The following is a 25,127-nucleotide window of genomic DNA, read 5'->3' as shown; positions in this document are numbered from 1 at the left end:
TAAAGGGGATAGAATGCGTTTGCATAAATTTTAAACGAATATATAAGCCCACCTAATGCTAATAAGCATATTTACATTACAAGCGCTTTAATTGCCTCAAGCCCTTTTTTAAGTGTTACTTCATCGTTGGCATAGTTAATACGTACGCACTGGTGTTTGTGCTCCCAGCTATCTTCAATACCTATAAAAAAGTTATGACCAGGAATTATATACACGTCTTGCTCTTTAAGTTTTTGGTAGAGCATTTCGCTGGTTGTTTTTGAATCTTTAAACCATAGCCACATAAAAAATGCGCCTTCGAGTTTATGTAAATACACAGGAAGATCTGCAAAAATTTCATCAAACAAATTAATTGCTGTTTGGGCTTTATTTTTATAAAAAGGGAGCACAGTATTTTTACACAGAGGCAGTAGTTCGCCATCGTTAATTAAGCGCGTTACCAAGCTTGGGCCAATAGCATTAGGTGATAACACCATAGAGCCATTAACTCGTCCAATGGCTTTAATAATCTCGTTATTCGCAACCACAATACCGGTGCGCAGGCCTGGCAAGCCTAGTTTTGAAAGCGACATACATAATATAATGTTTGAGTTCCACGTGAGGTTTGCATCGGTGTAAATACAACCTGGGAATGGGTCGCCATAGGCGTTATCAATAATTAGGGGAATATTGTATTTGTGTGCAAGGGCGTCTAGGTGGCGTACTTCTTCATCGGTAATTACATTACCGGTTGGGTTGGTAGGGCGCGATACGCACAGCGAGCTTATGCTGCTATCTTCAGCAAGTACTTTTTCAACCGCGTCAAAATCAATTACATATTTAAATTGCTTTGAGCCATTAGAGGTATTTAAAATTTCGATGTCGGGCTTTATAGCCACAAACATATCATCTGCTAAACCTTGGTCGGCATAGCCGACGTACTCAGGCGCTAGAGGGAACAATATACGCTTGGTACTGCCATCACTCATTTTACCTGCTAACATATTAAACAATACAAAAAAGTTAGCTTGGCTGCCATTCCCCAGCGCTACATTATCGGCGGTTAACCCCCATGCAAACTCGCTATTAAGTTGTTTGGCAAGGGCTGCTCTAAATTCATCGTTACCGGTTGGGCCATCGTATAAGCCAAACACTTGCGTTACTTTATTACTGGCTACTAATTTTTGTAATTCATCTAAAAATACGGCATTAACCTCTGGTACTTGTGCGGGGTTACCACCGCCAAGCATAACAATATTTGGGTTATTGCTGCTGTTGGCGCTGCCTAAATCTTCCATAAGCTGCGTTATACCATTGGGTTGTGTAAATTTAGTGCCAAAATTTGAGTAGTTCATAATACCTGTATTACGTTAATAACGGGGCAGGCAGTATAGCGTAAATAATGAGCCTAAATTGCATGATGAGAATAATTCATTAGCGATTTTTAGGGCCATACAAATGCTCATTACCTGTGTCCATATATAGGTCGTATTTTGTCATTACTTTGGTAAACATAGGCGCTTGCAAAAAGTGGTTTAACCATGCGTGCACCCTGGTATATTCGCTTTGAGCAAACCAGTGTTTATCTACGCGGGCAAATTGCCTAATAAATGGCAGTAATGCGTAATCGGCTAAACTTTTATTGTCGCTTATTAGGTATTTGTGCGCAGTAAGTTTAGCTTCAAATTGCTTTATAAATTCTTCACATGCTTGGCGGAAATATAACTGCGCCATGTCTTTTGTGCGTGCGTAAAATTTATATTTTTCAAGGACGGGCTTAAATTGTGTGTCGTTTAATTTAATTAACTCAAGCATACGCCTAAGCGCTAACGGCTCATGAGTATGTAATAAATTATGCGGATCGTGCTCTTTAAGCGCCCAAAGCATTATATCTAGGCTTTCATCTATTACCTGGTGATTAGGTAATAACAAAACTGGCACCGTACCTTTAGGCGATATGTGCAAAAGATGCGGTGGTTTGTTTTTGGTTTTTATAGCGCGCAGTAAAACATGTTGCTCTGCCATTAAAATACCCATTCGCGCACGCATAGCATAAGGACAGTGTTGTAATGAGTATAATAATGGCAGTGTCATTAAGTTACCTTAGCTATTTAGGCCTTCAACATATTGCTGGCGGGTTTGTACTTTAACCATGCTATTTAAGTGTTCAACCGCGTGTGTTTGCCCGCTAATTAAGTTTTGAAAGTACGCGAGTAACTCGGCTTTATCGAGTTTTTCTTTTGAGCCTGAGCCTATATCGGTTAAATCAATCATAAACTCGTCAAACTTATCGGCAAAGTCGCTCACAATATCCATATTTAAAAATTGCTCGTGATTATATATACTCGGATAGCCGCCTTTTTGTTTATCAATGGCAAAGCTAATGCCTTTTACATTAGTAACGGTGGTTTCTTTTTTACAACTGAGCATACAACTTGCGTCAATACGTGGTTTTTTACAGCCAACGGTTTGCTGGAAAAAGCACTGGCGGCTGGTCATCATAAGTATTGGGTGATAAATGCTGTACAACATTTTAAAGTTATTAGGGCGTTTAATGTTACGCATTTGTGGTTTGTTTATTTCGTTGGAAATAAAGGCGCCTTTGGCGTTTAAATCTTCTTGTAGCGTAAGTAACGCATAAGAGTTTGTTGTATTAAGAAGTGGACCTGCTATCCACTCAATACCCACTTGCACAGCTTTATACGCCACGCCTGTGTTGTTACTAATTATAAGTTTAGGTTTTGCCACTTCTAGTAAACGCACAGCTTCGTCAAAATCTTTACCAATTAGCACAGCCGGAAACCACGGAATTAACTGTGGGTGCTCTAAAAATACATTTATGTATTTATCGTTATCGGTCCTAAAGCTTTCAGGTAATTTAAAGTAAACATCGCCCTTTGTTAAATCGCATAAATGAACGTCTTTTATGTCCGATATTAAAACAGACAGCGTTATGTCGTTATTGGCTTTAGGGTGGTTAACGAGTTTTGGTAATTCTACTGGTGCTATTACGTACTTACCTTCGTTTAATAAAAACGCTACTTGCTTTTTAATACGGGCAAGCTCTTTAAACGGAATACTTAAGTTGCTACCAAGCTTTGAGTAATCCATATTCATAATTTCAAAATTGGCATTACTAAAGGTTTTAAAGCGCTTATCAATGGCAGCAATATCAACAATTGATTTATCAGCGGCTTGCATCATCATTTGCGATTTCACTTCAAAGCGTTGAGGTTGCAAAGTGCTTTGCTCTGCTAGGGTGTTGTCGTGCTTATCGTTTATTATGAGTGTTACTGTAAATGGCTGATTTAATTGTCCGCTAAACTCAAAACGTAGCTCACGTTTAGAAATATCTAAACAGGCAGTTTTGTTTTTAACAAGTAAGTCTATATCGTTTTTTTCAGCTGCGAGCTCTTGTTGCGCATCGTAAATTTGTACAACAGAAATAGCGTTACTTTTTTCGTTTGCGTGATCAAAACTGTGATCGCGCGGATTATCGGTAAACATGTTTTTGGTCATGTCACCTTGTAAAAACTTATTAGTAAAGTTACGGTTAAATACTTTGTATAAGCTTGAATCGTCTTCAATTAAATTACCGGTTTGTACAAAGGTGTCTATTTGTTTACGCCAGCTATCAACTACGGTATGTACGTAGTTAGCGCCTTTAATACGGCCCTCTACTTTTAACGAGTCAACACCTGCAGCTACAAGCTGTGGTAAATCAAAATAGGCTGAGTTGTCTTTTAAGTTAAGTGGGTGTTTGTTACCCATGGCTGTTGGCTCGTATTCATCGCGACATGCCTGCGAGCAGCGCCCACGATTACCTGAGTTGCCTACACTTACAGAGCTTGAATAACATTGCCCCGAAAACGCAATACATAATGCGCCGTGTACAAATACTTCGGTTAATACATCGCACTTGTGTGCTACATCGGTCAGTATTTTAATTTCATTTAAGTTAAGCTCGCGCGATAAATTTACACGTGTAGCGCCAATGCGCGCTAAAAATTCAATTTGCGATTCGTTATGTGTCGTTAACTGAGTTGATGCATGGATATGCAAAGTAGGAAAGTGCTTTTTAACAATATTAAACAGCCCTAAATCTTGCACAATAATGCCATCGAGGGTTGTATTTACTAGCTGGTTTAGTAGTTTAAATAGGGCACCCATTTCGTGCTCTAATATAACAACATTTAGCGTTAAAAATATTTCACAGCCATATTCATGGGCTAAGCGAAGTGCGCCGTTAAGCTCATCAAACGAAAGATTAGATGCGCGGTTACGTGCATTAAAGGTATCTAACCCGCAATAAACCGCATTAGCACCGGCTACAATGGCGGCTTTAACCGCGTTTACATCACCGCCTGGGGCTAATAGTTCGATCTTTCTGCTCATTACAACTTCACTTTGCTCATATTTAATTGCCGCGAATATTATATGTTTAGCCACCTTAATGCTATTTATTGAAAAATATAATAACGACAAACAATAACGTTTTTATAAAACTTAAAAGCGAACTGCTTTATTACGTGTACATGTAATACAATGATAATCTACTAATTTAACGATCACTTTAGGCGACATCCATCAGTACATTCGATTCAAAACAACTAACTGCAGGTATATGCGTGCAAGACGATATAGTAACTAATACAGAGCTAAAAATAGCCACCTTTAACTTGTTTAATTATCTTGCACCGCCTAATGCGTATTATGATTTCGAAAAAATTTATACCGCGCAGCAATGGGCTAGGAAACAGCGTTGGATTATTGATTACTTAACACATCACCAGCCCGATATAATTGGCTTTCAGGAAGTCTTTAGCATTGATTCTTTAAAAGAGTTAGTCGGCGGGCAAGGTTATAATTACTTTGCAGTAGTTGATACGCCAGAAGTGATTGATGACTTTATTTATAAACGCCCTGTGGTGGCTATTGCCTCTAAATACCCAATTATTGAAGTGGCTGCGGTTGAGCACGATAGCGACCTTGCAATTGAGCTTGGTCTTAGTAGTGATTTTACATTTAGTCGCAAAGTACTAAGAGCAACCCTAACGCTTCCGCATATAGGCAATACCGATTGTTATGTGGTGCATTTTAAATCTAAGCGCCCATCCATTGAAGTTGATGAACATAATAAAGAGCTAACGCCCGAGAAAAATATAATCGAAATATTAAAAGCGAATGTAGCGGGCGGGTGGGGCTCAACTATTCAGCGTGGCAGCGAAGCCACACTATTAATGATACAAATGATTGCCCGTCGTGAAGCTACGAAGCAACCCATGGTATTAATGGGAGATTTTAACAACGAGCTATCTGATGGTGTACTTAGCCACTTACTTACAAGTACGCTGCGTTTTGCCCCCGCATTTGATGCAAAAACCTACCTTGTGAAATACTGCTTGAATGACTCGTGGGATTTATATAAAAAAGCAGAGCTTAACCGAATTAACGCAGTAAACTTAAATAGCACTGATACACCCGACAATGACCACTCTGATTGCATAGTTAAAAGCACTGAAAATGTAAATGTTGAAGCTCAGCTAATTAGGAAACCAACCCATTACTATGGTGCGAGTAGTTCGGTACTTGATTACATTTTGCTCTCGTGTGAGTTTGATACCGGCTACGATGACAGTTTTTTTGAGTTAAGCGGCTACCATACCTACGATAGGCATTTAATAAATCCCGAGTATGAGCGTGATGATTTAACTACCGACCATGGTGTAGTACTTGTAACGCTTAAACTAAGAAGTTAAGTTGTTCTAGGCGCTAATACATAAAGTGCACGTTATAAGTATGCATACAGGCTATAAACTTGACCAAGCGCACTAGTTTGTATATTTTATCGCCACAATTTAGAGTTTAAACAATAATAAATTACTTAAATGGTAAATATGGAATTTTATACCTACTGCAATAATACTCGAAAGATGGACCTCACTTCTCAGGTGCGAGCCTTTGTTGCCAATCGAATTTACAATTCTAAATTTTTAATTAAAGCCTTACTTTTTACTCTTTTTATTATGTTAAGTGGTGTTGGGGCACAAGAAATTACCCCATATAGCTCAAGTAACGAATCTAATAGTGGGTTGCTAAAAAGAGCGGAGTTACTTTTAGATACTGATGTAATAACAAGTATCGAACTCAGTAAAAAATTACTGTCAAAAGCTCAAAGCGCTAATGATGTGTTGTTAGCAGCAAAACTGCATAACTTATTAGGCAAAGCGTATAAAAAGAATAACAATGCTAAAAAATCACTCCATCACTATTTACAATCTTCTCAAAACTACCGAACACTAAATGATGCGCGTAACCAAATAAAGGCATCAATTAATTATGTAAAGATATTACTCGACGATAAACGCTACGATGAACTTGCCAGCAGTATTGAAACTCTACTCCCGACAACTCTTGTATATGATGATGCGTTTTTAATTGCGCAGGTGCTTATTATTAAAGCTGATTCTTTTTATAAACAAAAGCAATACAACGTTGCCAATACTCACTACACATCAGTACTAAAGTATCTAACTAACAAAAACGTAGAAATACAAAAGCAGCTTGGAGAAACATACAAAAAGTTAGCCCAATCGCATAAGCGCCTAAAAAATAGAGAGCAAACGGCTCATTTTTATAAAAAAGCGTTAGATGTTTACACTAGTTTAGGTGATTTAAAGTTAATGGCTCGCACTCTAAATACGTTAGCAGAAGCGCAGCGATATTTAGACAACCTCGTTGTAGCTCTTGGCTATTCTAATCAGGCGATAGAAATACATAGAAAAATTGATGACCCTGATGGTTTAGCCAAAGCATTGCTTGGGGCAGGTATTATTTATCGGCATATTAATCTTTATGAAAAATCGCTTGAGCATATTAATGAGGCATATATATATTATAAAAAAATCGATAATGCGCTTGGTATTGCTAAAGCAGCTAACCAAATGGGGTTGATATACACTCGTTTAAGGCAATTTGATCAGGCAGAAATTTTTTATCAAATAACCATCGATTTGCCCAAAAGAATGGTCGAAGAAAAAACACTGGCATCAGCCTTAAGAGAAATGGCTGTTATAAAGTTAGAATCTGATGATTTAAAAGCAGCGATGCAATTTGCAAAAAGGGCGTACGCAACTTATAAAACAAAAAACCTAACGTCGTACATTTCTACAACAGCGCGGATTATAGCTAATATTTATCGCGCGCAAGGTAACAAAGACCAGGCATTAGAGTATTACAGAGAGTCATTATCGTTTGCTAAAAAAACGGGTAGTAAGCTTTATGAAATAAAGTCGCTAACAGCGCTTGCTGCGACTTTAGTAGGTATTGATACAAATGAAGCTATTACATTGCTAAAAAGATCACTCGCTTTATCAACCCAAATAGATGATAAATTACATATGCTATACGCTTACCGTGAGATCCGTATAGCTGAAAAACTGCGTGGGCATATAAGTGAATCGCTGCGTTACGCAGAAGAAGAAATAGCGCTAACCGAAATTATTCAAAACGAAAGAGACGAAGATAAACTAGCGCTTGAAAAAGCCCATTTGCATTCTTACAAAATGGAAATGGAACTGGAGATGCTAAGAGAAAAAGAAAAGCTATATCAATTAGAGCTTGCTAAGAAAAACAATGAAATTGAAATTTCTGGCCAAGCAAGAGTTATATCTGAGTTAGAGCTTTCGAAAAACAAATATGCAAGTATTGCGCTTGCTTTTTTATTAGCCGCTTGCTTAACAATTGTTTTATTGGTTTATCGAAGTTTTATTGCGTCTAAAAAGCGTAATGAAGAGCTGGACTATTTGGCAGCGAGAGACCCTTTAACTAATTGTTATAATCGTCGTATTTTATTTGAAGTTATGAATCGGGATTTTTTAGATTTACCTCAGATTGATGAATACTGTATTTTAATGGTTGATATTGATCATTTTAAAGCAGTTAATGACACCTATGGCCACAGCATTGGTGACACAGTCCTCATTGGCGTTGCAAAGCTTTTACAAGCAAATGTTCGTGCTGGTGATAGTGTGGCTCGTTTTGGTGGGGAAGAGTTTTGTATTATTTTACCTAATACCACTAAAGAGCAAGCAATACGTATTGCAGAAGCCCTTCGTATTAAAGTAGAAAAAGCGATGTTTGATGAAATTCCTGTTACCTGCAGTTTTGGTGTTACGTCTATTAAGTTCAGCGCAAGAACACCTTCTGAATTGATTGAACAAGCTGACTTGGCGCTTTATGAAGCAAAATCATTAGGACGAAATCAAGTAATTTTATGGGATTCGTCTTTTGAAGATTTTAAGCTTTTCAGATCTGAGTAAAGCCTTTTTTCATGCTATCTTTTATACTTCATTATAAGTAAATTTTATACAAAATTGAGAGTTACTTACATATGTAACTACTGTTATTAAATTTACTACCGAAATATCAATGATTTATTTTTGGTCTCAAAATTGCAACGAGCATTTAGTTAAACACTAAACAAGGGATTAATAATGACTGAAGTTGCACTTTCGGCCTATTCGGCTTTTTACCTATACTTAATTATGTTGCTTGTGCAATGGGCGGTGGCTACATTTAGCAAAGCTAAAGAGCCCAATGCGGTACCAGGTAAAATAAGCGATGATTTATCTCACGACAGCTTTATTTTTAGAGCGCATCGTACATTTCATAATACACTTGAAAACAGTGCGTTATTTATAGGTACTGTGTTATTTGCGTTTGTGATTAATTACCAAAGCCCTATATTTGCTATGTGTGTTTGGGTATATGTAATAGCACGCTTAATTCACATGGCGCTTTATTACGTTATAGCAACTGAGAAAAACCCAAGCCCGCGTTCTTACTTCTTTTTGATAGGTGTGCTGGCAAACGTGGTTATGCTAGTCATGATTGGTTTAAGATTAATTGCATAAAAAAATTTAAATCACATAAATAAAAAAGCGAAGAGGCTAATAGCTACTTCGCTTTTTTGTATTACATAGTAGTGAAATGTAAAGTCACGGCTTTATGGATGTTAAGTTACTCCACCCCAATAAATCCGCCTGTTTGATGTGCCCATAGGCCCGCATAGATTCCACCTTGGGCAATTAATTCATCGTGAGAGCCTTGCTCAACTACGCCACCATTATCGAGTACAATCAACCTATCCATTTGTGCAATGGTTGAAAGCCTATGTGCAATTGCGATAACCGTTTTGCCCGTCATTAAGTCATCAAGGCTTGCTTGAATTGCTGCTTCTACTTCTGAATCGAGTGCGCTGGTGGCCTCATCGAGTATTAATATTGGTGCGTTTTTAAGTAATACGCGAGCTATGGCAATACGTTGGCGCTGACCGCCCGAAAGTGTTACACCGCGTTCGCCCACCTGAGCGTCAAACCCTTTATTACCTTTGCTATCTACTAAATCGTTTATAAATTCAAGTGCTTTAGCTTGCTTGGCTGCATTTAACATTTCCTCGTGGGTTGCGTTAGGGCGCCCATACAAAATGTTGTCTTTTACCGAGCGATGCAGCAAGGAAGTGTCTTGCGTTACCATAGCTATATAACGGCGTAGGCTTTCTTGGCTTACATCTGTTATTTTTTGACCATCAATTTTAATGCTGCCTGAGTCGGTATCGTAAAAGCGCAGTAGCAAGTTAACAAGCGTAGATTTACCAGCACCAGAACGCCCAACTAAACCTATTTTTTCACCCGGTTTTATGTTGAGATTTAATCCGTTCATTACCGGGCCGCGGTTTGTCTCGTTAGCGGCTTTTCCGTAGTTAAAGTGCACGTTTTCAAACTCAATGCCACCTTGAGTTATTTCAAGTGTAGTGGCGTTTGGTTTGTCGTCTACTTTAATTGGGTTTGAAAGGGTTTTCATGCCGTCGGTTGCGGTGCCTATGTTTTCGAACAGGCTGCTTATTTCCCACATTATCCACTGCGCCATGCCGTTTAATCTAAGTGACAAACTAACCGCTACGGCAATAGCGCCGGCACTAATTGCACTAAGTGACCATAAATAAAGTGATAAAGCGGCAACACTAAATACTAATAAATAATTAAGGGTATTTATTGCAAAGTTAAGGCTGGTTACCAAGCGCATTTGTTTATATACGGGCTGTAAAAATACATCCATACTTTGTTTGGCATATTGCTCTTCGCGTCGGGTGTACGAAAAAAGCTTAATGGTTGATATATTTGTATAGCTATCGACAATTCGCCCTGTCATTTCTGATCGAGCGTCGGCTTGAGAGCTAGCAATTTTTTTAAGTTTTGGTACAAAATAAATCTGTATAGAAGCATATAGTACAAGCCATGCAAGTAACGGTAGCATTAAGCGCCAATCGGCTTCAGCAACTAAAAACACCATAGCGCCAAAATAAACCACTATGTACATGAGTACATCAAGCAGTTTCATGACGGCTTCGCGAACAGCTAAAGAAGTTTGCATTACTTTTGTTGCAATGCGACCTGCAAATTCATTTTGATAAAAGCTAACACTTTGACGCAGTAAATAACGATGCGCCGACCAGCGAATCGACATTGGGTAATTACCCAATAATGCTTGGTGCAAAATAGCAGAGTGAAAAAACACAACAATTGGCAGTACAACTAAAAGCATAACAGCCATTTTTATCAGCTCAGACTTTTGTTCTACAAATAGTGTTTGCGGGGTATATGTGCCTAACCAATCAACTAGCTGGCCCATGTAACTAAATAGTGATACCTCTAATATAGCTAAAAGAGCTGCACTGATAGACATAAGCACTAACGATAGCTCCATGCCTTTGGTGTAATGGCGGCAAAACGCAAATAGAGTAGAGGGCGGCTGAGTTGGTTTTTCCTCAGGAAATGCGTTGGTCATTTTTTCAAATAATCGATACATTTTAAAAACTTAAATAGCAAATAATGTTGGGTATCATACCATTTTGGTTTTACCGCGTGTTTATGTTTGTAGGCTTTAATTATCTATTAAAGCGGGCTTGAAAGGTTGATACCGCGGCTCATGTATAAATCATCGTATTTGAGGCCGCCGTTACCGTATGGTTTTTTTAACGGGCCCGTATTACAGTTAGCCAAAAAATAAATTAGAGGTAGCTCACGTTTCATTCTAAATTTAGCATTTTTATAGACTAACGTTTGCGTTTTAAACTCTCCGCCTTGTACATACACATTGTATTGTTGTCCCTGCATTTTTACTGATGCGTTATTTACAACATACCAAACGTTGTACCACGTATTTGTATTTAAAGGCTGTGCTGATTGCGCTGTTTTATAATTTTGAATGTTGCTGTAGCCAGTATCAGTTTTAACCATAAGCGCGCCATCGTTTATATGGCCGTTCGACTCAGCTTTATCGGTCACTCTAAGCGTGGGTTCAAATGCGTCATAGCCATGTTTGTTTATTTCGTCTGGCTGTAAATTACTAAGCCCAAAGGCATGATTATTAGGAAAGGCGGCAACATTAATACGTGTATAAAAAGTATAAGTTTCGCCAACAGGCACTGGTTTAGGCAATTTTTTATAAGTAAGTGCTTTACGGTTCCCAATTACGCCTTCAGCTGCTGGTTTTTTTAATAAATAGTGATTAGCGTGATCGCTGCTTTGTCCCTGCTCAATTATTGTTATTTGCGGGTTGGGTTGATGTGGCTTGGTTTGATTGTCGGTATCGGCTTTTTGCCAGTCACTAAGATTATTCTCAAAGTTATCTATGAGTAACCACTGCGATGAAGATGCATTGTGATGATTTTGATTACATGCAACTAACGAAGCGAGAACAGGTAGTAATAGGGTGTGTCTAATACACATAAGCGCTCTTTATAAGATTTTGATTAGCGTAAATTGGTTAACCAATTTATCGGTTTTTTATTTTTAAACTTAGCTGCCCATATAACCAATTTGTATTTTGTTAGTCAACAAGTATTTAATGAGTACCCATAATGAAACTTAACACTTACGTTTTATTTTTAAGTCGGTATTATTATTTTAAAATAGACAAATAAATATAATTAAGGGATTTTATGTACACTGGTACTTGTTTATGTGGCGAAGTAAGGGTTGAAATATCAGGAAGTATTTGCAGTATTATCCATTGTCATTGTTCGCTTTGTCGAAAAAACAGCGGTACTGCATTTGCTACTAATGGCTTTGTAAATACGTCTGAATTTAGTGTTACTAAGGGCGCAAATAAACTTAGTGAATTTAATTTTAAACCAGGGCGAGCACGATTTTTTTGTAAGTGCTGTGGTTCACCAATTTACAGTGCTAACAGCGATGATAAAAGCCGGGTAAGAATTCGTTTAGGCCTAATTGATTCAGAGATTACCGAGCAAGTGGTGTCACATAACTTTGTTACATCTAAAGCAAACTGGGAGCAATTAGAAACAAGCCTGCCATGTTATGAGCAACACGAGCCAGGAAGATAGAAGTTACTCTATATGATAAATACTGTTTATTTCTTTATACAGTAGGGGGGGCCATCTGCTTAAAAACGGGTGAGTTTTGTATTTCCTCAACGTTAATGTGAATAAGTGTTTGCTGGCTCAAAATAACGACTATGTTTTTGTATTCGTTAAACTCAATAATTGCAATGCAGTTAAAGTGCTGCCTCAGTAAAACTAATAATGCTTGTAGCTCTTGTCCTGTATGTGGATTTAAATTGACTAAAATTTGACTGTGCTTTGCACTACAACGAGTAATGTTTTGCCAAAAGTCATTGCATGTTAAAAAAGGTTGATGATGCTCTCCGCTAAATATATCAATCGCAATTACATCAAAAGTATTTGTACATTGTTTTATATAGTGTTCAGCGGATTGAATGTACACATTATGGTGACTTGGTAAATTAAAGTGTTGCTTAGCTATGGTGTTGATTGTTGGGTTAATTTCTACAGTATTGAATGTACTGATTGAATCTATGTAAGCAGTACAGTCGTTAAGATAGTACATGACTCGCTCAAAGCCTGCGGTACCTAAACCTAAATTTAAAATATTTAAATTCGTTGTTTTAAGGCTCAATAAGAATAAAAACATGCATTGGTTGATAGGTACTAACACTTGCTCGTTGTGTTTGAGGTTCATCACCCCTTGGATCACCACATCCTCGTTGGTATTTTGGGCAAGAGTAAGCCATCTATACAGAGTGTTTTGATAAACACATACCGGGCCAAATTGGGTAGGTTTAAACTCAATTTGGTTCATTTTTACGGTATCTTCTTTAAGCTGGCGCATATATTAACTATTTATAAAAACACAACGATAGTGTGCCACGAAAAACACCTATCTACATACACTAATTATGTAACAAGGTTTGTAATTTAGCCTGTTAATTGCACTTGGGCGCGCTCGTTTTAGTATCTACCTCAAATATATTGCCATCAAACCTAAGTTAAGTAATGGTTACCTTATAATAACTAGGAGCGATTAAATGCTTAAAACACCTTTTAAAATATCAACAAGATTACTTAAACTTAGCGTACTTGCCGGTGCATGTAGCGTTGCTATGTCAGCATATGGGCAAACACAATTACAATATACCGACCAACAAAAGTTACATGACATAGCAGCTCAAGTATCAGCTGTACGTATTGGCAGTGATATTCAAACGCTGGTGGATTTTGGAACTCGTCATACACTTTCTGATACCAAGTCGAATATTCGTGGTATTGGCGCTGCTAGGCGCTGGATCAAAAAAGAGTTTGAAAAAATATCAGCGCAATGTGGTGGTTGTCTTGAAATAATTGAAGTAAAAGACACTATATCTGGCGAAAAACGTATACCTGATCCTGTTGAAGTAGTAAATATTGTTGCTATACAACGCGGCGCTACTGAGCCTAATAGAATGGTGATAATGTCGGGTGATATTGACTCACGTGTGAGCGATGTTATGGATTTTACGAGTGATTCCCCCGGTGCTAATGATAATGCATCGGGCGTTGCTGGGGTTATTGAAGCGGCTCGCGTACTGAGTAAATATAAGTTTAATGGGTCAGTTGTTTATGCTGCTTTGTCAGGTGAAGAACAAGGTTTGTTTGGCGGTAAAATACTCACAGCCTATGCACAAAAGCATGATTGGCAAGTACATGGCGTGTTAAATAACGACATGATAGGCAATATTACAGGTATTAACGGCGTTACCGATAATACAACCGCACGTATATTTTCTGAAGGTACTCGTGTTGTTGAAACTAAAGAACAAGCAAGAACACGCCGATTTACCGGTGGCGAAGTAGACTCAGCTAGTCGTAATTTAGCGCGTTATATTGATACAGTTGCCGACAGGTACATTGAAAATTTAGATACAATGTTAGTTTACAGGTTGGACCGATTTGGTCGAGGCGGGCATCATCGCCCGTTTAACGATGCTGGTTTTGCAGCGGTCCGCATTATGGAAACTAATGAACATTACGATCGTCAGCACCAAGATTTACGAACAGAAGAGGGCATTGAGTATGGCGATACTATCGAAGGTGTTGATTTTGATTACACAGCAAAGCTCACTTCACTTAATGCAGTAACTATGGCCTCTATGGCGTGGGCACCAGCACCTCCTAAACAAGTTAAAATATCTGGAGCGGTTACAGCCGATACGTCTTTTTCGTGGGCAAGCAGTGATGATAATAATATTGCCGGCTATAAAATTTATTGGCGTTACACAAGCGAGCCACAGTGGCAGTTTAGTAGATACGTAGGGAATGTAACAAACTATACGCTTAAAAATGTTGTGATTGATAACTATTACTTTGGCGTGGCCTCTGTAAGCAAAGAAGGGGTTGAATCACCTGTTGTATTTCCAGGCGATGTAGGCTCTTTTGATCATAATATTAAATAACGCTTAAAAACCCAGCAAACAAATCTTATTAGGTGCAAAGCAGGTGTTTTATGCTTGCACCTTATTTGTTATGCCCTTAGAGTGTTAAAAAAGAAGTAATAAGGTTAATAAAAAATGCAGCAACAAGAAAAAAAACCGTTAACAGAAAAAGAGCAAGTTATAACACCAGAGCAGCGAATTGCATGGCAACGTGAGTGTTTTCAAAATGCACAAAAATATTTAGCAGAAAAAGGCATTATGCCAAAGTCTGTAGTAGATAAAGATAGTCGCTTTTTGGCTCCTCTTTGCGCTATGTGGAAGTTTAAAGCGCAAAATGGCAAAACGTACTGGGTTGTTACTGGGCGTTTACCTACGGATCATGCAGAGGTAAGTGCAGCAAAAGATGCACGTGATGCTATGCGTTACTTTTCATTGCAGTGGCAGTTAAAGGCTGATCAAATAATGAGTGTTGGCGCACGAGACCAAACACAAGTTAACTTTGCAAATTTACTTATAAATCGTGCACATGGTTTGTACGAAATGCATGAAAACGAACAGTTATGGGCTAATGAGCCTAAGTAATCAGCATTTAAGTTAAGTAAAATAAAAAGGGCAAATTATGAATTGCCCTTTTTTAATGTACGAGTGTAAATGGCTTAGTAACAAAGTCGGCTACTTCACACTGCATTCTTTGCCTGGGTATACCGGCTTCCATAAACACACACCCTTGTTTTATAAAACCATTTTGATTGAAAAGTTGAACTTCGTTTAAAATACAGTTAATACAAATGGTATTAATACCTTGGCGTGCTGCAAGCTTAACAATAAAGTTTAAAAGTGATTGATATACAAGGCGGTTACGGTGCTCTGGTAGCACTGCAATACGGCCAATTAAGCCGTCACTGCATAATCTGCCCGTCGCTACGGCTTGCTCAGACTCATCGGTAACGAGTACATGTTGGCATATTGCATCTAGGCTATCGAACTCTACTCTTTTGGGTATATGTAACTCGTATACAAAAACGCGTTCTCGTATTTGCTGTAACAAATTTTTTTGTCTGTTCCAATCTACTTCGTTAACTCGATAGCCCATAGCTCACCTCTAGTTATACCATATCCCTTCATTAACTAGTGTAGTAAAGGTTTTAATAAATTCTAGACTGGGTTGGTGAGCCATTAAATCTTCGCTACTAAAATAGCTGGTATCGGTTAATAATTTAACTGCATTTAAATCGCTCATTGGCAGTTCATAATTTTCACCATTAACACTTAATAATACTGCACTCTCAAGTATTTGGTAAATAGCTCTAACACCCCCTAAACGCTCAAACACATTGTTTTCATCGTTTAGTAATTGGGTTGTATCATCGCTTGAAAGTTCATCTTCTAAAGGTGCTAAATCCATTTCGTGTTTGGCTTGGCTTAGCGTGTTTCCAAGCCATTGTTTAAAGAGTTCGTTATTCTCTAAAAGGGTGGCCATTAAGGTTTTAACTTTATCAACTTCAAGATTAGTTAGTTCACCTTTTGACTCTCTAAGAGTAAGGTTATGATCGGTATAGCGCTTTTGACCGCTTTCGGTATCAATAATATGATCGGCAAAACTTGATAGTAAATCTTGTTGGTTAGGCGCTCTAAAACCGACTGAATAGTTTAGTGCATTTTCAACGGCATAACCTTCATGTGGGCAACCAGGCGGAATATATAAGATATCGCCAGGCTCTAAAATACAATCAATTACGGCGTCAAATGCTTCAACCTGAAGTAGTTTTTTGTTTTGCGCAAATTGCTTAAGTGTTGGATCAGGCAGGCCTACGCGCCAATGACGTTTACCTTCGCCTTGAATAATAAATACGTCGTATTGGTCTAAATGTGGGCCAACACCACCATTAGGCGTTGAGTAGCTAACCATTAAATCATCAATTCGCCAATTTGGAATAAATCTAAATGGCTCCAGTAATTGGGCTGCCTCACAATGCCAATGATCGACTGCTTGAACAAGTAATGTTGAATGTTCTTCGGTTAATAATTCAAAGTTTTCAAATGGACCTTGGTGTGCTTGCCAGTCGTTATTGTGGTTAGTGACAATACGCGACTCTATGCTTTGTTCTATAGCTAGGCCTGCTAATTCTTCAGCTTCAATTGGATCGTTAAAATTACTAAAGCCTTGCTTTATTAGCAGTGGTTTTTTTTGCCAAAAATGGGTTAAAAACTCTTGCTCAGAGAGGTTGTTTATTTTTAGTTGGTACATAGAGTTGGCCTATAAATTTAAGACAAAAAAAGCGAAAGGGATTATCCTTTCGCTTTTTATATGCGCAATTTAGTATTTAAACTAAATCGTCAATAAACTCAACAGCGCGGCCAATGTAGTTGGCAGGTGTTAGTTTTTTCATTTCTACTTTAGCGTGCTCTGGAAGGTTTAAACCATCGATAAAGTCAGCCATAATTTCTTGATTTACGCGCTTACCACGGGTTAAATCTTTAAGTTTTTCGTATGGCTTTTCGATACCGTATTTACGCATTACCGTTTGAATTGGCTCTGCTAGTAATTCCCAGTTTTGGTCAAGCTCTTCAAGCAAACGTTGCTCGTTAACTTCAAGTTTGCTAACACCTTTAAGTGTTGACTGATACGCAATAAGGGCATAACCCATACCCACACCAAGGTTACGTAAAACCGTTGAGTCGGTAAGGTCACGCTGCCAGCGAGATACTGGTAATTTTTGTGCAAGGTGAGCAAAAATAGCATTTGCTAAGCCTAAGTTACCTTCTGAGTTTTCAAAATCAATAGGGTTAACTTTGTGCGGCATAGTTGATGAACCTATTTCACCTGCAATTGTTTTTTGCTTAAAGTGATTAAGTGCAATATAACCCCACATATCACGATCAAAGTCGAGCAATATAGTGTTAAATCGAGCGATAGCATCAAATAACTCAGCTATGTAGTCATGCGGTTCAATTTGAGTAGTAAATGGGTTCAGTGTTAAACCTAAGCTTGATACAAACTTGTCTGCATGTGTATGCCAGTCGTAATCTGGATAAGCGCTTAGGTGAGCATTATAGTTACCAACAGCACCGTTTACTTTACCTAGCATTTCAACTTGAGCAATTTGGTCACGCTGACGCTTTAAACGCATGTATACGTTTGCAAACTCTTTACCCATTGTAGATGGTGTAGCAGGTTGTCCGTGCGTACGTGTCATCATTGGGATTGCTTTATACTCAACAGCTTTTTCTTTAATAGCGCTAAGTAAATCATCACAGTAAGGTAGTAAAACCTTGTTACGAGCTTCAGTTAGCATTAAACCATGAGATAGGTTATTGATGTCTTCAGAGGTACATGCGAAGTGGATAAATTCGTTAATTGCATGAAGCTCTGCGTTGTCGGCTACTTTTTCTTTTAGTAGGTATTCAACCGCTTTAACATCGTGATTAGTTGTACGTTCAATATCTTTAACACGTTGTGCATCTGCTTCGCTAAAGTTATCTACAATGGCGTTTAAAAGTGCATTTGCTTGTTCGCTAAATGCAGGTACTTCTTTAATTTCGCTTGCTGCAGCTAACGCTTGCAACCAACGCACTTCAACAATTACGCGGTATTTGATTAAGCCAAATTCGCTGAAAATACTACGTAGTTCAGTGGTTTTGCTGCCGTAGCGACCATCCACTGGAGAGATAGCCGTTAACGCTGAAAGCTCCATAATAACTCCTAAATTTTAGTTTGAACGATAATTAAATTTTTGCTTTAGCTATGGCGATAATTTTTCTTTTTGCAAAGAAAAAATGACGGCGTTTACCGCCCATTTGTCGCCATAATACTGCACTTCTAATACCGGCAAGTAATAATGCACGGATTTTATTTTGAGTGAGTTGCTGTTTTAATAACTCGGGTTTACCATAAACCTGAATTCGGTGCCCAAGGGGGCTCAGCACCGACGAGTATATATCTGCTAAACCGGCAACAACGCTTTCGTCGGTAATAGCAAAGTGGTCTAAACGACGATGGATATCATCAATTCGTTTACCTAATTCGTTTAAGCTTTTGTCGTTTGCACTCAGCGCGCGCTCAAGCTGCATTAAACCACCTACGTATTTTACTATTTCAACATCCTTTTGAGCACCAGCTGTTAGCTGAGCTAATAATGTTTTATAGCCATCACGTAAGTTATGCGTACCTTGATACACATCAACCGGTGACGCAGGTGATATTTGTACAATACTTGCGAATAATACTTCTAGGTCGTGTTCGTTATTAGAACCGTATTGCGCAATTTTTTGAACTTGTTTAGCTACTTGACACATGGCAGCAAGCGCCATGACTTGGTGTTCATTCATTACTTGATCACCGAATCAATAATACCACCGCCTAAACATACATCGTCTGCATAAAATACAGCAGATTGACCTGGTGTAACTGCTTTTTGTGGCTCGTCAAATAATACACGAGCCATGCCGTCTTCGCCTACAAGCAGGGTACAGCTTAAGTCTTCTTGGCGGTAACGTGTTTTAACTGTACAACGCGTTGACCCTTTTGGACCAATGCGGTCAACCCAATGTAATTGGTTTGCATTAAGACCATTGCTATAAAGGCGAGGGTGGTCTTTACCTTGGCCAACAACGAGTACGTTACGCTCTAAGTCTTTATCAACTACGTACCATGGCTCACCAGAGCCTTCTTTCATGCCACCAATTAGCAAACCTTTGCGTTGACCAAGTGTATGGTACATTAAGCCTTCATGCTCACCTACGTTATTACCGTCCGTGTCTTCGATAACACCTGGTTGCGCAGGTAAAAACTTCTGTAAAAAATCTTTAAACTTACGCTCACCGATAAAACAAATTCCTGTACTGTCTTTTTTATCGTGAGTGATTAAATCTTGCTCTTCGGCAATGCGACGTACTTCTGGCTTTTCTATATCACCAACAGGGAATAAAGTTTGCGCGATATGCTCGTGGCTTAATGTGTATAAAAAGTAGCTTTGGTCTTTATTGTTATCTAGACCACGGCACATTACGTATTTGTCGTCTCGTAGTTCACGGCGAACGTAATGACCCGTTGCTATAAAGTCTGCGCCAAGTGCTTGTGCAGCAAACTCTAAAAATGCTTTAAATTTAATTTCTTTATTACACATTATATCTGGGTTAGGCGTACGGCCTGCCTTGTACTCTTCTAAAAAGTACTCAAATACGTTATCCCAGTATTCTGCTGCAAAATTAACAGTGTGTAATTCTATGCCTAACTTGTCGCATACTGCTTGTGCGTCTTTTAAATCATCGGCTGCTGCACAGTATTCGTCATTGTCGTCTTCTTCCCAGTTCTTCATAAACAGGCCTTCTACTTGGTAGCCCTGTTGTTGTAATAAATATGCAGATACAGAAGAATCAACACCGCCGGACATACCAACAATGACTTTAATGTGACTATTTTCGCTCATGAATAATTTCGCTTATACAGATTGCTGTTAACTTGGAAAGGCCGCGATTATAGCATGTATTTTGTTTGTGCTTAAAGGGAGAGGGTGTGTAAAGAGCCTATTTTATGCTGATTTTATTTTTATAATAAATAGCAAACAGGGCTCAATAAGAATAAATAAGCCTTTGGCATTAAATGTACTAAATAATTATCATTTTAGATAAAAAACAAATACTTTAGTTTTTTATACTTATTTACTAGTATTTTGTTTGAAAACTATTAAAGTAAATATACACTTAGGTAAAAGTATTAGAAGCAAACTTGGCATTTATAACGTCATTAAAAATATAGTCAATGGAATGAATATATGAATTATGCCTATCAGGTAAGTAAAATAGAATCGTTTGTCGTACATTACATAGCAAAACCTGACTTTCAAATTAGCGATGTTTTAGCAAACCCAAAACATGAATTTAAGCAGTCAGCGTATCATTTATTCTACGAGTTAATTAAATTAAAAAAAGTGCATGTATATCAAGAGCCAAATCCTGTTAATGAACTTTTTGGCTTAATAAGAAAGTCACTTTATCTGTCTGATCAAACCCAGAGCCTTGTGTTACAAACCGTTGAGGGGTGGTGGCTCGAGTGGTATTTTGCTTTAATTATGGAACAAAAAATCAACAGTGATAAAGGTGACATGCCATCAAGCTACTTATCACAAAATATTTTAAATCCTATGCGAAAGCATGAGTTGAGCCATTACGCTAAGTTATTTACTAAACTACCCATGCCTATATGTAATGTATGCGCAAACACAGGTGACATACTTAAAGTAAATCAGAGGTTTGTAGATGTATTTGGTTATTCTGTCAAAGAGGTACCAAATTTAAAAGCCTGGTGGAAAAAAGCATATCCAGATCCTCAATACCGAGAGTTTGTAAAAAAACTTTGGCAGGAGTCTTTAGATGTTGCACAAGAAAACAATAATGATATTCCTGCTAATAATTATAAAGTAAGTTGCAGCGATGGCTCGCAAATATTGATGGAAGTCTCTGGTATAAATATTGGTGAAGAGTTTATTGCCGTTTTTAATGACGCAACGGAGCGAATGGAGGCAGAAGATATTCTTAGAGATATGGCATTTCTTGATTCGCTAACGCGAATAGCAAATAGGCGCCGATTTGACGAGAAACTTGTACAAGAATTTGACTGTGCTCGTGACAGAAATGGTGCGCTTTCTATTATTTTAATAGACATAGACTACTTTAAGCAATTTAACGATCGGTACGGGCATATGGCAGGAGATACCTGTTTATACGATGTAGCTCAAGAAATAGCTTCCACCGTTAGTCGCCCTGAAGATTTTGTTGCACGCTATGGCGGCGAAGAGTTTGTTGTTTTATTGCCGCAAACAGACAGGCAAGGCGCTTTGTTTATTGCCGAACAAATTGAAAAAGCAATTGAAAGTTTAGCGATAGTCCACGAGGATAGCTACAGTGGTTTATTATCACTAAGTATGGGAATAAATACTATTGACGATAACGATACAGAGGACCGATTTAGCTTTGTTAAGGGGGCGGATAACGCTCTTTATTATGCTAAACGTCAAGGGCGTAATTGTATTGCACTTGCAAAAAGTGAAACTAGTTAATCGTCATAAATTGTATCTAGGCTTAAAGGCGCTTTGTTTAAACTATCTTGTATACATTTCAAAACAAGGTGGCTTCTAAGGGGAAGGTCTTTAATTTGCTCATAGCTGTGCCAATTAGCCGATATTATATCGCTGTCTTTTGGCTCAAGCACTGCGGTTTCACTTGTTGTTTCAAATAAAAAACAAAACCTTAAATAATGTACGCCGTTAGCTGCATGCAAATTATAAACACCTAAAAAGCCGCTAGGCTTTAAACTTAAACCCGTTTCTTCTAAAAGCTCTCTAGAGGCTGCTTGAGCCAGCGTTTCTTTTTCTTCGAGATGACCTGCAGGTTGATTATAACAAATTCGCTTAGTAAATTTATCTCGCTCTTTAACGAGTAAAAACTGCTGCTTATTTTTTACTATTGCAGCAACAGTTACATGTGGTTTATGCATCTAGAGCACCTTTAATGACGTTGTAATCGCCTGAATTAATATCATCTAAGGTGTAATTACCAATACTGTAGCGAATTAGGCGTAATGTAGGGTGGCCAATATGAGCAGTCATTCTGCGTACTTGCCTATTTTTTCCCTCATTAATTGTAATACTAAGCCATGTAGTTGGGATTGACTTACGTTCACGAACGGGTGGGTTACGTGGCCATATATCAGGTTCGTCAATAATTTTAACATTAGCCGGAAGTGTTAGGCCGTCTTTTAGCTCAACCCCTTTGCATAATGCGTTGATGGATTCGTGAGTGGGCTCACCTTCTACTTGCACCCAATATGTTTTATTTGTTTTTTTATTAGGGGAGGTTAAGGTATTTTGTAATTTTCCGCAGTTTGTTAAAAGTAATAAACCTTCACTGTCACGGTCTAACCTTCCTGCAGCATATACTTCTTTTATAGGGATAAACTGTGCGAGTGTTTGCCTGTTGTCATCGTCGGTAAATTGGCAAAGAACATCAAACGGTTTATTAAAAAGGACAATTTTTCTATCTTTAGAGGCAATTTGCGGCTTTATCTCTCGTCTCCCTGCAGGCTTTTTAAGCGCACTTCGCGAGTAAGTGCGCCCGGTATTACGTTTAGCTGTCGAATCAGGTGTGTTTTTATTGCTCGATTTGTTTTTCATTAAATACACCTAGCTGGCTTTGGTAGTCCGGCAATTTTAGTTGCTTGTTTAGCAGGGCCTTTAGGAAATAATTTGTATAAGTAAATACTATTACCTTTATCTTCTCCAAGCGCTTTAGCCATGGCTTTTACAAGCATACGAATAGCAGGGCTTGTATTGTACTCAAGGTAAAAATTGCGAACGAAGTTTATAACTTCCCAGTGTTGCTCACTCAGGGTTATATTTTCTTGCGCGGCAATAACAGGGGCTAACTCTTTAGTCCACAGTGTGTGATCAAGTAAATAACCTTGTTTGTCGGTGTCAATGTGTAGATTATTAAATTCAAGCATGGGTTACCAAGTAATAGATTGATTGGTTGATAAGGTAAGCGCTACAAATTCTTCATAGCTTATTGCTGTATCGTTGTCTGATAAAGTTATTGCACGCACTTGAATGTCTTGAGCTAGTAATAAAAGTGAATCTGAAAATTGTCTAAATTGTTTTTTAGCAAAACAGGCATCGCCTAACAAAAGTACTTTATCTGTGGGCTGAATTAAGTTTTCAAGTTGATTTGCGCAGTAATTATTTAGCGTTTTAGAAAAAATATGTAGGGTACTCATATGTTCACCACATGTTTTTGGTTTTTAATTAAGGTTTGCTGCTCGCTAAAATTAAGTGTTTGAGCTGCGATGAGTAAATCATGTTTATTTAAACCGTAATCAAAAAGTGACTTTTCACACACATAGATATTTTCAACATCATAGATTTCTAGGGTTTTAATATTTTTAAAGAAATCTTTTATACCAATAGAGTTTGGTTGTTGGTGTTTCTTTAAAGCAAGAACTGCCGGGCCGCTAAACAACCAGCTAACGTTTTGATCTACAGCGGCAAATATTAATGTCATGTCGAGCGCATCACGAATATTTAAATCATCAAATGGGCTGCTTTGGCTTATCACTAAAACGTTAATCATTTAAATTGTATCCACTTATCAGCGTCGCTTGCGAGCATTGCAAATTCGGCTAATCCCGCAACTGCAAATACACTGGTGTTTTTTATAGCTAACCCGCGCTTTTCTGCAGCGGTTACACATAGCATCAGGTTTATATTTTGATCTGCTAATTGTTGCCAAAGGTCTGTTATTTGAAGTTCGTCTGAGGGTAAATCAAAATTATTTGAAGCGTGATATATGCCTTGCTGATATAAAAATATCGCATCTATAGTATGGCCTTGTGCTAAACAAGCTTGAGCAAAGCTAACCAATCGTTGTGTTGTGTCGTGATCAGATGGTGGTGTATGCAATGAGAGTACGAAACGCGGCAAAACAATTCCAATAAAAAAGCCCCAATTAAGGGGCTATTTTAACAGAACTTTTTAATTAGTCATCACTTGCGCCAAGTAGAGCAAGTAAAGACGTAAATAAGTTATATACATTTAAGTATAAAGACACTGTAGCGCGAATGTAGTTTGTTTCGCCGCCGTTGATGATTCTGCTTGTATCAAACAAAATCAAACCAGACATAATTAGAACGACAGCTGCGTTAAGCACCATAAACATTAGCGAGCTGCCAACGAAAATATTAACAATGCTTGCAACGATTACAACAATTAAGCCAACAGTTAAGAAGCCACCCATAAATGAGAAGTCTTTTTTAGTGTTAAGTGCATAAGCAGATAAACCAAAGAAAATAAGTGCTGTAGAACCTAATGCTTGCATAATAAGCATTGGGCCATTAGGCATTGCAGCGTAATGATTTAATAATGGGCCAAGGCCTGCTCCCATTAAGCCTGTAAACGCAAACACCCAAAACACACCAGATGCAGACTCTGCTTTTTTATTTACAACAAATAATAAACCGAAAGAAACTAGTGTAAACACAAGTCCCATAAAGTAAGGTAATTGTAGTGCCATTGAAATACCAGCTGTTACTGCACTAAATGCAAGTGTCATAGCAAGTAAAAAATAGGTGTTTTTAAGTACCTTATTTGTTTCAATGGTCGACATTATCGGTTTAGCGGTATTGTACGATTGATTAAACGCCATTGTAGAGCTCCTTAAAGTGAAACAAGTCTGTTTCGATAATTTAACTAAAATTAGATTACCAACTCTTATATGTTTGGGCAAACCTTTGTAGATCAATAGAGTGTTATTTTTAAATTTAAGTTCCTGAATCTTATAAATAGTTATAATTTGCTTTAAGTTTA

25 protein-coding genes are annotated in these 25,127 nt (G+C 38.0%); 7 read left to right on the top strand and 18 right to left on the bottom strand.

Annotated features, from left to right (window positions below; genetic code table 11):
- Positions 1-71: 71 nt before the first annotated feature.
- The 3 genes from ALFOR1_RS09130 to ALFOR1_RS09120 form a co-directional block, all read right to left on the bottom strand.
- Positions 72-1,334, bottom strand: a complete 1,263-nt coding sequence (locus ALFOR1_RS09130; RefSeq protein ID WP_104642764.1) for a valine--pyruvate transaminase — start codon at positions 1,332-1,334, stop codon at positions 72-74.
- A gap of 79 nt (positions 1,335-1,413) precedes the next feature.
- Positions 1,414-2,073: a glutathione S-transferase gene (locus tag ALFOR1_RS09125; protein ID WP_104642763.1), complete on the bottom strand. Its 660-nt coding sequence runs from the start codon at positions 2,071-2,073 to the stop codon at positions 1,414-1,416.
- Between the two features lie 9 nt (positions 2,074-2,082).
- Complete coding sequence (locus tag ALFOR1_RS09120; protein ID WP_104643649.1) at positions 2,083-4,374, bottom strand: peptidase U32 family protein; 2,292 nt, start codon at positions 4,372-4,374, stop codon at positions 2,083-2,085.
- A 284-nt stretch (positions 4,375-4,658) separates the two neighbouring features.
- Here ALFOR1_RS09120 and ALFOR1_RS09115 point away from each other — a divergent pair, with 284 nt between their 5' ends.
- The 3 genes from ALFOR1_RS09115 (at position 4,659) to ALFOR1_RS09105 (ending at position 8,894) form a co-directional block, all read left to right on the top strand.
- Positions 4,659-5,738 (top strand): endonuclease/exonuclease/phosphatase family protein, encoded by a 1,080-nt coding sequence (locus ALFOR1_RS09115; protein WP_104643648.1) that lies wholly within the window; start codon positions 4,659-4,661, stop codon positions 5,736-5,738.
- Between the two features lie 267 nt (positions 5,739-6,005).
- Positions 6,006-8,300 carry a tetratricopeptide repeat-containing diguanylate cyclase gene (locus ALFOR1_RS09110; RefSeq protein ID WP_232007032.1) on the top strand — a complete coding sequence of 765 codons (2,295 nt, stop codon included), beginning with the start codon at positions 6,006-6,008 and terminating at the stop codon, positions 8,298-8,300.
- Between the two features lie 174 nt (positions 8,301-8,474).
- Positions 8,475-8,894, top strand: coding sequence for an MAPEG family protein (locus tag ALFOR1_RS09105; protein ID WP_104642761.1), 420 nt, complete (start codon positions 8,475-8,477; stop codon positions 8,892-8,894).
- Positions 8,895-9,000: 106 nt separating this feature from the next.
- Here the strand turns inward: ALFOR1_RS09105 and ALFOR1_RS09100 are convergent, their stop codons facing one another.
- Together ALFOR1_RS09100 and ALFOR1_RS09095 are read right to left on the bottom strand one after the other, a co-directional pair.
- Positions 9,001-10,848, bottom strand: a complete 1,848-nt coding sequence (locus ALFOR1_RS09100; RefSeq protein ID WP_104642760.1) for an ABC transporter ATP-binding protein — start codon at positions 10,846-10,848, stop codon at positions 9,001-9,003.
- 86 nt (positions 10,849-10,934) lie between these two features.
- Positions 10,935-11,771 (bottom strand): hypothetical protein, encoded by an 837-nt coding sequence (locus ALFOR1_RS09095; RefSeq protein ID WP_104642759.1) that lies wholly within the window; start codon positions 11,769-11,771, stop codon positions 10,935-10,937.
- A 212-nt stretch (positions 11,772-11,983) separates the two neighbouring features.
- Here ALFOR1_RS09095 and ALFOR1_RS09090 point away from each other — a divergent pair, with 212 nt between their 5' ends.
- On the top strand, positions 11,984-12,388 hold the full coding sequence (locus ALFOR1_RS09090; protein WP_058550180.1) for a GFA family protein: 405 nt from the start codon (positions 11,984-11,986) through the stop codon (positions 12,386-12,388).
- 34 nt (positions 12,389-12,422) lie between these two features.
- Here ALFOR1_RS09090 and ALFOR1_RS09085 read toward each other — a convergent pair whose 3' ends face one another.
- On the bottom strand, positions 12,423-13,193 hold the full coding sequence (locus ALFOR1_RS09085) for a class I SAM-dependent methyltransferase (RefSeq protein WP_232007031.1): 771 nt from the start codon (positions 13,191-13,193) through the stop codon (positions 12,423-12,425).
- 196 nt (positions 13,194-13,389) lie between these two features.
- On the opposite strand from ALFOR1_RS09085, the gene ALFOR1_RS09080 reads away from it, so the two are divergent.
- Together ALFOR1_RS09080 and ALFOR1_RS09075 are read left to right on the top strand one after the other, a co-directional pair.
- Entirely contained in the window at positions 13,390-14,793 is a 1,404-nt protein-coding gene (locus ALFOR1_RS09080; RefSeq protein WP_104642758.1) for a M28 family metallopeptidase, read from the top strand.
- 114 nt (positions 14,794-14,907) lie between these two features.
- Entirely contained in the window at positions 14,908-15,354 is a 447-nt protein-coding gene (locus tag ALFOR1_RS09075; RefSeq protein ID WP_104642757.1) for a DUF4826 family protein, read from the top strand.
- A gap of 52 nt (positions 15,355-15,406) precedes the next feature.
- On the opposite strand, the gene ALFOR1_RS09070 is transcribed toward ALFOR1_RS09075, so the two are convergent.
- The 5 genes from ALFOR1_RS09070 to mnmA all read right to left on the bottom strand — a co-directional run bounded on the left by ALFOR1_RS09070 (position 15,407) and on the right by mnmA (position 20,201).
- Positions 15,407-15,865, bottom strand: a complete 459-nt coding sequence (locus tag ALFOR1_RS09070) for a GNAT family N-acetyltransferase (RefSeq protein WP_104642756.1) — start codon at positions 15,863-15,865, stop codon at positions 15,407-15,409.
- A gap of 9 nt (positions 15,866-15,874) precedes the next feature.
- Positions 15,875-17,020, bottom strand: coding sequence for a ribosomal protein uL16 3-hydroxylase (locus tag ALFOR1_RS09065; protein ID WP_104642755.1), 1,146 nt, complete (start codon positions 17,018-17,020; stop codon positions 15,875-15,877).
- Positions 17,021-17,096: 76 nt separating this feature from the next.
- Positions 17,097-18,467, bottom strand: coding sequence for an adenylosuccinate lyase (gene purB, locus ALFOR1_RS09060; protein ID WP_104642754.1), 1,371 nt, complete (start codon positions 18,465-18,467; stop codon positions 17,097-17,099).
- 31 nt (positions 18,468-18,498) lie between these two features.
- The gene (hflD, locus tag ALFOR1_RS09055) at positions 18,499-19,101 is read right to left on the bottom strand and encodes a high frequency lysogenization protein HflD (RefSeq protein WP_104642753.1); all 603 of its coding nucleotides are present in this window, start codon (positions 19,099-19,101) and stop codon (positions 18,499-18,501) included.
- Positions 19,101-20,201 (bottom strand): tRNA 2-thiouridine(34) synthase MnmA, encoded by a 1,101-nt coding sequence (gene mnmA, locus ALFOR1_RS09050; protein ID WP_058550172.1) that lies wholly within the window; start codon positions 20,199-20,201, stop codon positions 19,101-19,103. The genes hflD and mnmA overlap by 1 nt, the downstream gene beginning before the upstream one ends.
- A 345-nt stretch (positions 20,202-20,546) precedes the next feature.
- Between mnmA and ALFOR1_RS09045 the strand changes: the two genes are divergently transcribed.
- A complete protein-coding gene (locus tag ALFOR1_RS09045) occupies positions 20,547-21,830 on the top strand; it encodes a sensor domain-containing diguanylate cyclase (RefSeq protein ID WP_058550171.1) in 1,284 nt (427 codons plus the stop codon).
- On the opposite strand, the gene ALFOR1_RS09040 is transcribed toward ALFOR1_RS09045, so the two are convergent.
- Genes ALFOR1_RS09040 through ALFOR1_RS09010 form a run of 7 tightly spaced genes read right to left on the bottom strand, consistent with a single transcriptional unit; the run spans position 21,827 to position 24,966 of the window.
- Positions 21,827-22,267, bottom strand: a complete 441-nt coding sequence (locus ALFOR1_RS09040) for an NUDIX domain-containing protein (protein ID WP_058550170.1) — start codon at positions 22,265-22,267, stop codon at positions 21,827-21,829. The genes ALFOR1_RS09045 and ALFOR1_RS09040 overlap by 4 nt on opposite strands.
- Positions 22,260-22,943: a pseudouridine synthase gene (locus tag ALFOR1_RS09035; protein ID WP_104642752.1), complete on the bottom strand. Its 684-nt coding sequence runs from the start codon at positions 22,941-22,943 to the stop codon at positions 22,260-22,262. Before ALFOR1_RS09035 ends, ALFOR1_RS09040 begins: the two co-directional genes overlap by 8 nt.
- Positions 22,943-23,272 carry a TusE/DsrC/DsvC family sulfur relay protein gene (locus ALFOR1_RS09030; RefSeq protein WP_058550168.1) on the bottom strand — a complete coding sequence of 110 codons (330 nt, stop codon included), beginning with the start codon at positions 23,270-23,272 and terminating at the stop codon, positions 22,943-22,945. The genes ALFOR1_RS09035 and ALFOR1_RS09030 overlap by 1 nt, the downstream gene beginning before the upstream one ends.
- Before the next feature lie 3 nt (positions 23,273-23,275).
- A complete protein-coding gene (locus tag ALFOR1_RS09025; protein ID WP_058550167.1) occupies positions 23,276-23,542 on the bottom strand; it encodes a DsrH/TusB family sulfur metabolism protein in 267 nt (88 codons plus the stop codon).
- Positions 23,539-23,895: a sulfurtransferase complex subunit TusC gene (gene tusC, locus ALFOR1_RS09020; RefSeq protein WP_058550166.1), complete on the bottom strand. Its 357-nt coding sequence runs from the start codon at positions 23,893-23,895 to the stop codon at positions 23,539-23,541. Before tusC ends, ALFOR1_RS09025 begins: the two co-directional genes overlap by 4 nt.
- Positions 23,892-24,245, bottom strand: coding sequence for a sulfurtransferase complex subunit TusD (tusD, locus tag ALFOR1_RS09015; protein WP_104642751.1), 354 nt, complete (start codon positions 24,243-24,245; stop codon positions 23,892-23,894). Before tusD ends, tusC begins: the two co-directional genes overlap by 4 nt.
- Positions 24,246-24,300: 55 nt before the next feature.
- Positions 24,301-24,966 carry a Bax inhibitor-1/YccA family protein gene (locus ALFOR1_RS09010; RefSeq protein ID WP_104642750.1) on the bottom strand — a complete coding sequence of 222 codons (666 nt, stop codon included), beginning with the start codon at positions 24,964-24,966 and terminating at the stop codon, positions 24,301-24,303.
- Between the last annotated feature and the right edge of the window lie 161 nt (positions 24,967-25,127).

The organism is Pseudoalteromonas carrageenovora IAM 12662 (genome assembly GCF_900239935.1).
In the GTDB taxonomy this organism is placed as follows: domain Bacteria; phylum Pseudomonadota; class Gammaproteobacteria; order Enterobacterales; family Alteromonadaceae; genus Pseudoalteromonas; species Pseudoalteromonas carrageenovora.
Note: the sequence above shows the minus strand (reverse complement) of the source record. Positions and strands in the feature narration are given on the sequence as shown.

Excerpts from the sequence above, each read along its gene's own strand:
- ALFOR1_RS09035 (WP_104642752.1), bottom strand. The coding sequence starts at position 22,943 with ATGAAAAACAAATCGAGCAATAAAAACACACCTGATTCGACAGCTAAA.
- ALFOR1_RS09100 (WP_104642760.1), bottom strand. The coding sequence starts at position 10,848 with ATGTATCGATTATTTGAAAAAATGACCAACGCATTTCCTGAGGAAAAA.
- hflD (WP_104642753.1), bottom strand. The coding sequence starts at position 19,101 with ATGAATGAACACCAAGTCATGGCGCTTGCTGCCATGTGTCAAGTAGCT.
- ALFOR1_RS09095 (WP_104642759.1), bottom strand. The coding sequence starts at position 11,771 with ATGTGTATTAGACACACCCTATTACTACCTGTTCTCGCTTCGTTAGTT.
- ALFOR1_RS09080 (WP_104642758.1), top strand. The coding sequence starts at position 13,390 with ATGCTTAAAACACCTTTTAAAATATCAACAAGATTACTTAAACTTAGC.
- ALFOR1_RS09010 (WP_104642750.1), bottom strand. The coding sequence starts at position 24,966 with ATGGCGTTTAATCAATCGTACAATACCGCTAAACCGATAATGTCGACC.
- ALFOR1_RS09025 (WP_058550167.1), bottom strand. The coding sequence starts at position 23,542 with ATGAGTACCCTACATATTTTTTCTAAAACGCTAAATAATTACTGCGCA.
- ALFOR1_RS09125 (WP_104642763.1), bottom strand. The coding sequence starts at position 2,073 with ATGACACTGCCATTATTATACTCATTACAACACTGTCCTTATGCTATG.
- purB (WP_104642754.1), bottom strand. The coding sequence starts at position 18,467 with ATGGAGCTTTCAGCGTTAACGGCTATCTCTCCAGTGGATGGTCGCTAC.
- ALFOR1_RS09070 (WP_104642756.1), bottom strand. The coding sequence starts at position 15,865 with ATGGGCTATCGAGTTAACGAAGTAGATTGGAACAGACAAAAAAATTTG.
- ALFOR1_RS09085 (WP_232007031.1), bottom strand. The coding sequence starts at position 13,193 with ATGCGCCAGCTTAAAGAAGATACCGTAAAAATGAACCAAATTGAGTTT.
- ALFOR1_RS09075 (WP_104642757.1), top strand. The coding sequence starts at position 14,908 with ATGCAGCAACAAGAAAAAAAACCGTTAACAGAAAAAGAGCAAGTTATA.
- ALFOR1_RS09110 (WP_232007032.1), top strand. The coding sequence starts at position 6,006 with ATGTTAAGTGGTGTTGGGGCACAAGAAATTACCCCATATAGCTCAAGT.
- ALFOR1_RS09120 (WP_104643649.1), bottom strand. The coding sequence starts at position 4,374 with ATGAGCAGAAAGATCGAACTATTAGCCCCAGGCGGTGATGTAAACGCG.
- ALFOR1_RS09105 (WP_104642761.1), top strand. The coding sequence starts at position 8,475 with ATGACTGAAGTTGCACTTTCGGCCTATTCGGCTTTTTACCTATACTTA.
- mnmA (WP_058550172.1), bottom strand. The coding sequence starts at position 20,201 with ATGAGCGAAAATAGTCACATTAAAGTCATTGTTGGTATGTCCGGCGGT.
- tusC (WP_058550166.1), bottom strand. The coding sequence starts at position 23,895 with ATGATTAACGTTTTAGTGATAAGCCAAAGCAGCCCATTTGATGATTTA.
- ALFOR1_RS09040 (WP_058550170.1), bottom strand. The coding sequence starts at position 22,267 with ATGCATAAACCACATGTAACTGTTGCTGCAATAGTAAAAAATAAGCAG.
- ALFOR1_RS09065 (WP_104642755.1), bottom strand. The coding sequence starts at position 17,020 with ATGTACCAACTAAAAATAAACAACCTCTCTGAGCAAGAGTTTTTAACC.
- ALFOR1_RS09130 (WP_104642764.1), bottom strand. The coding sequence starts at position 1,334 with ATGAACTACTCAAATTTTGGCACTAAATTTACACAACCCAATGGTATA.
- ALFOR1_RS09090 (WP_058550180.1), top strand. The coding sequence starts at position 11,984 with ATGTACACTGGTACTTGTTTATGTGGCGAAGTAAGGGTTGAAATATCA.
- ALFOR1_RS09030 (WP_058550168.1), bottom strand. The coding sequence starts at position 23,272 with ATGCTTGAATTTAATAATCTACACATTGACACCGACAAACAAGGTTAT.
- ALFOR1_RS09045 (WP_058550171.1), top strand. The coding sequence starts at position 20,547 with ATGAATTATGCCTATCAGGTAAGTAAAATAGAATCGTTTGTCGTACAT.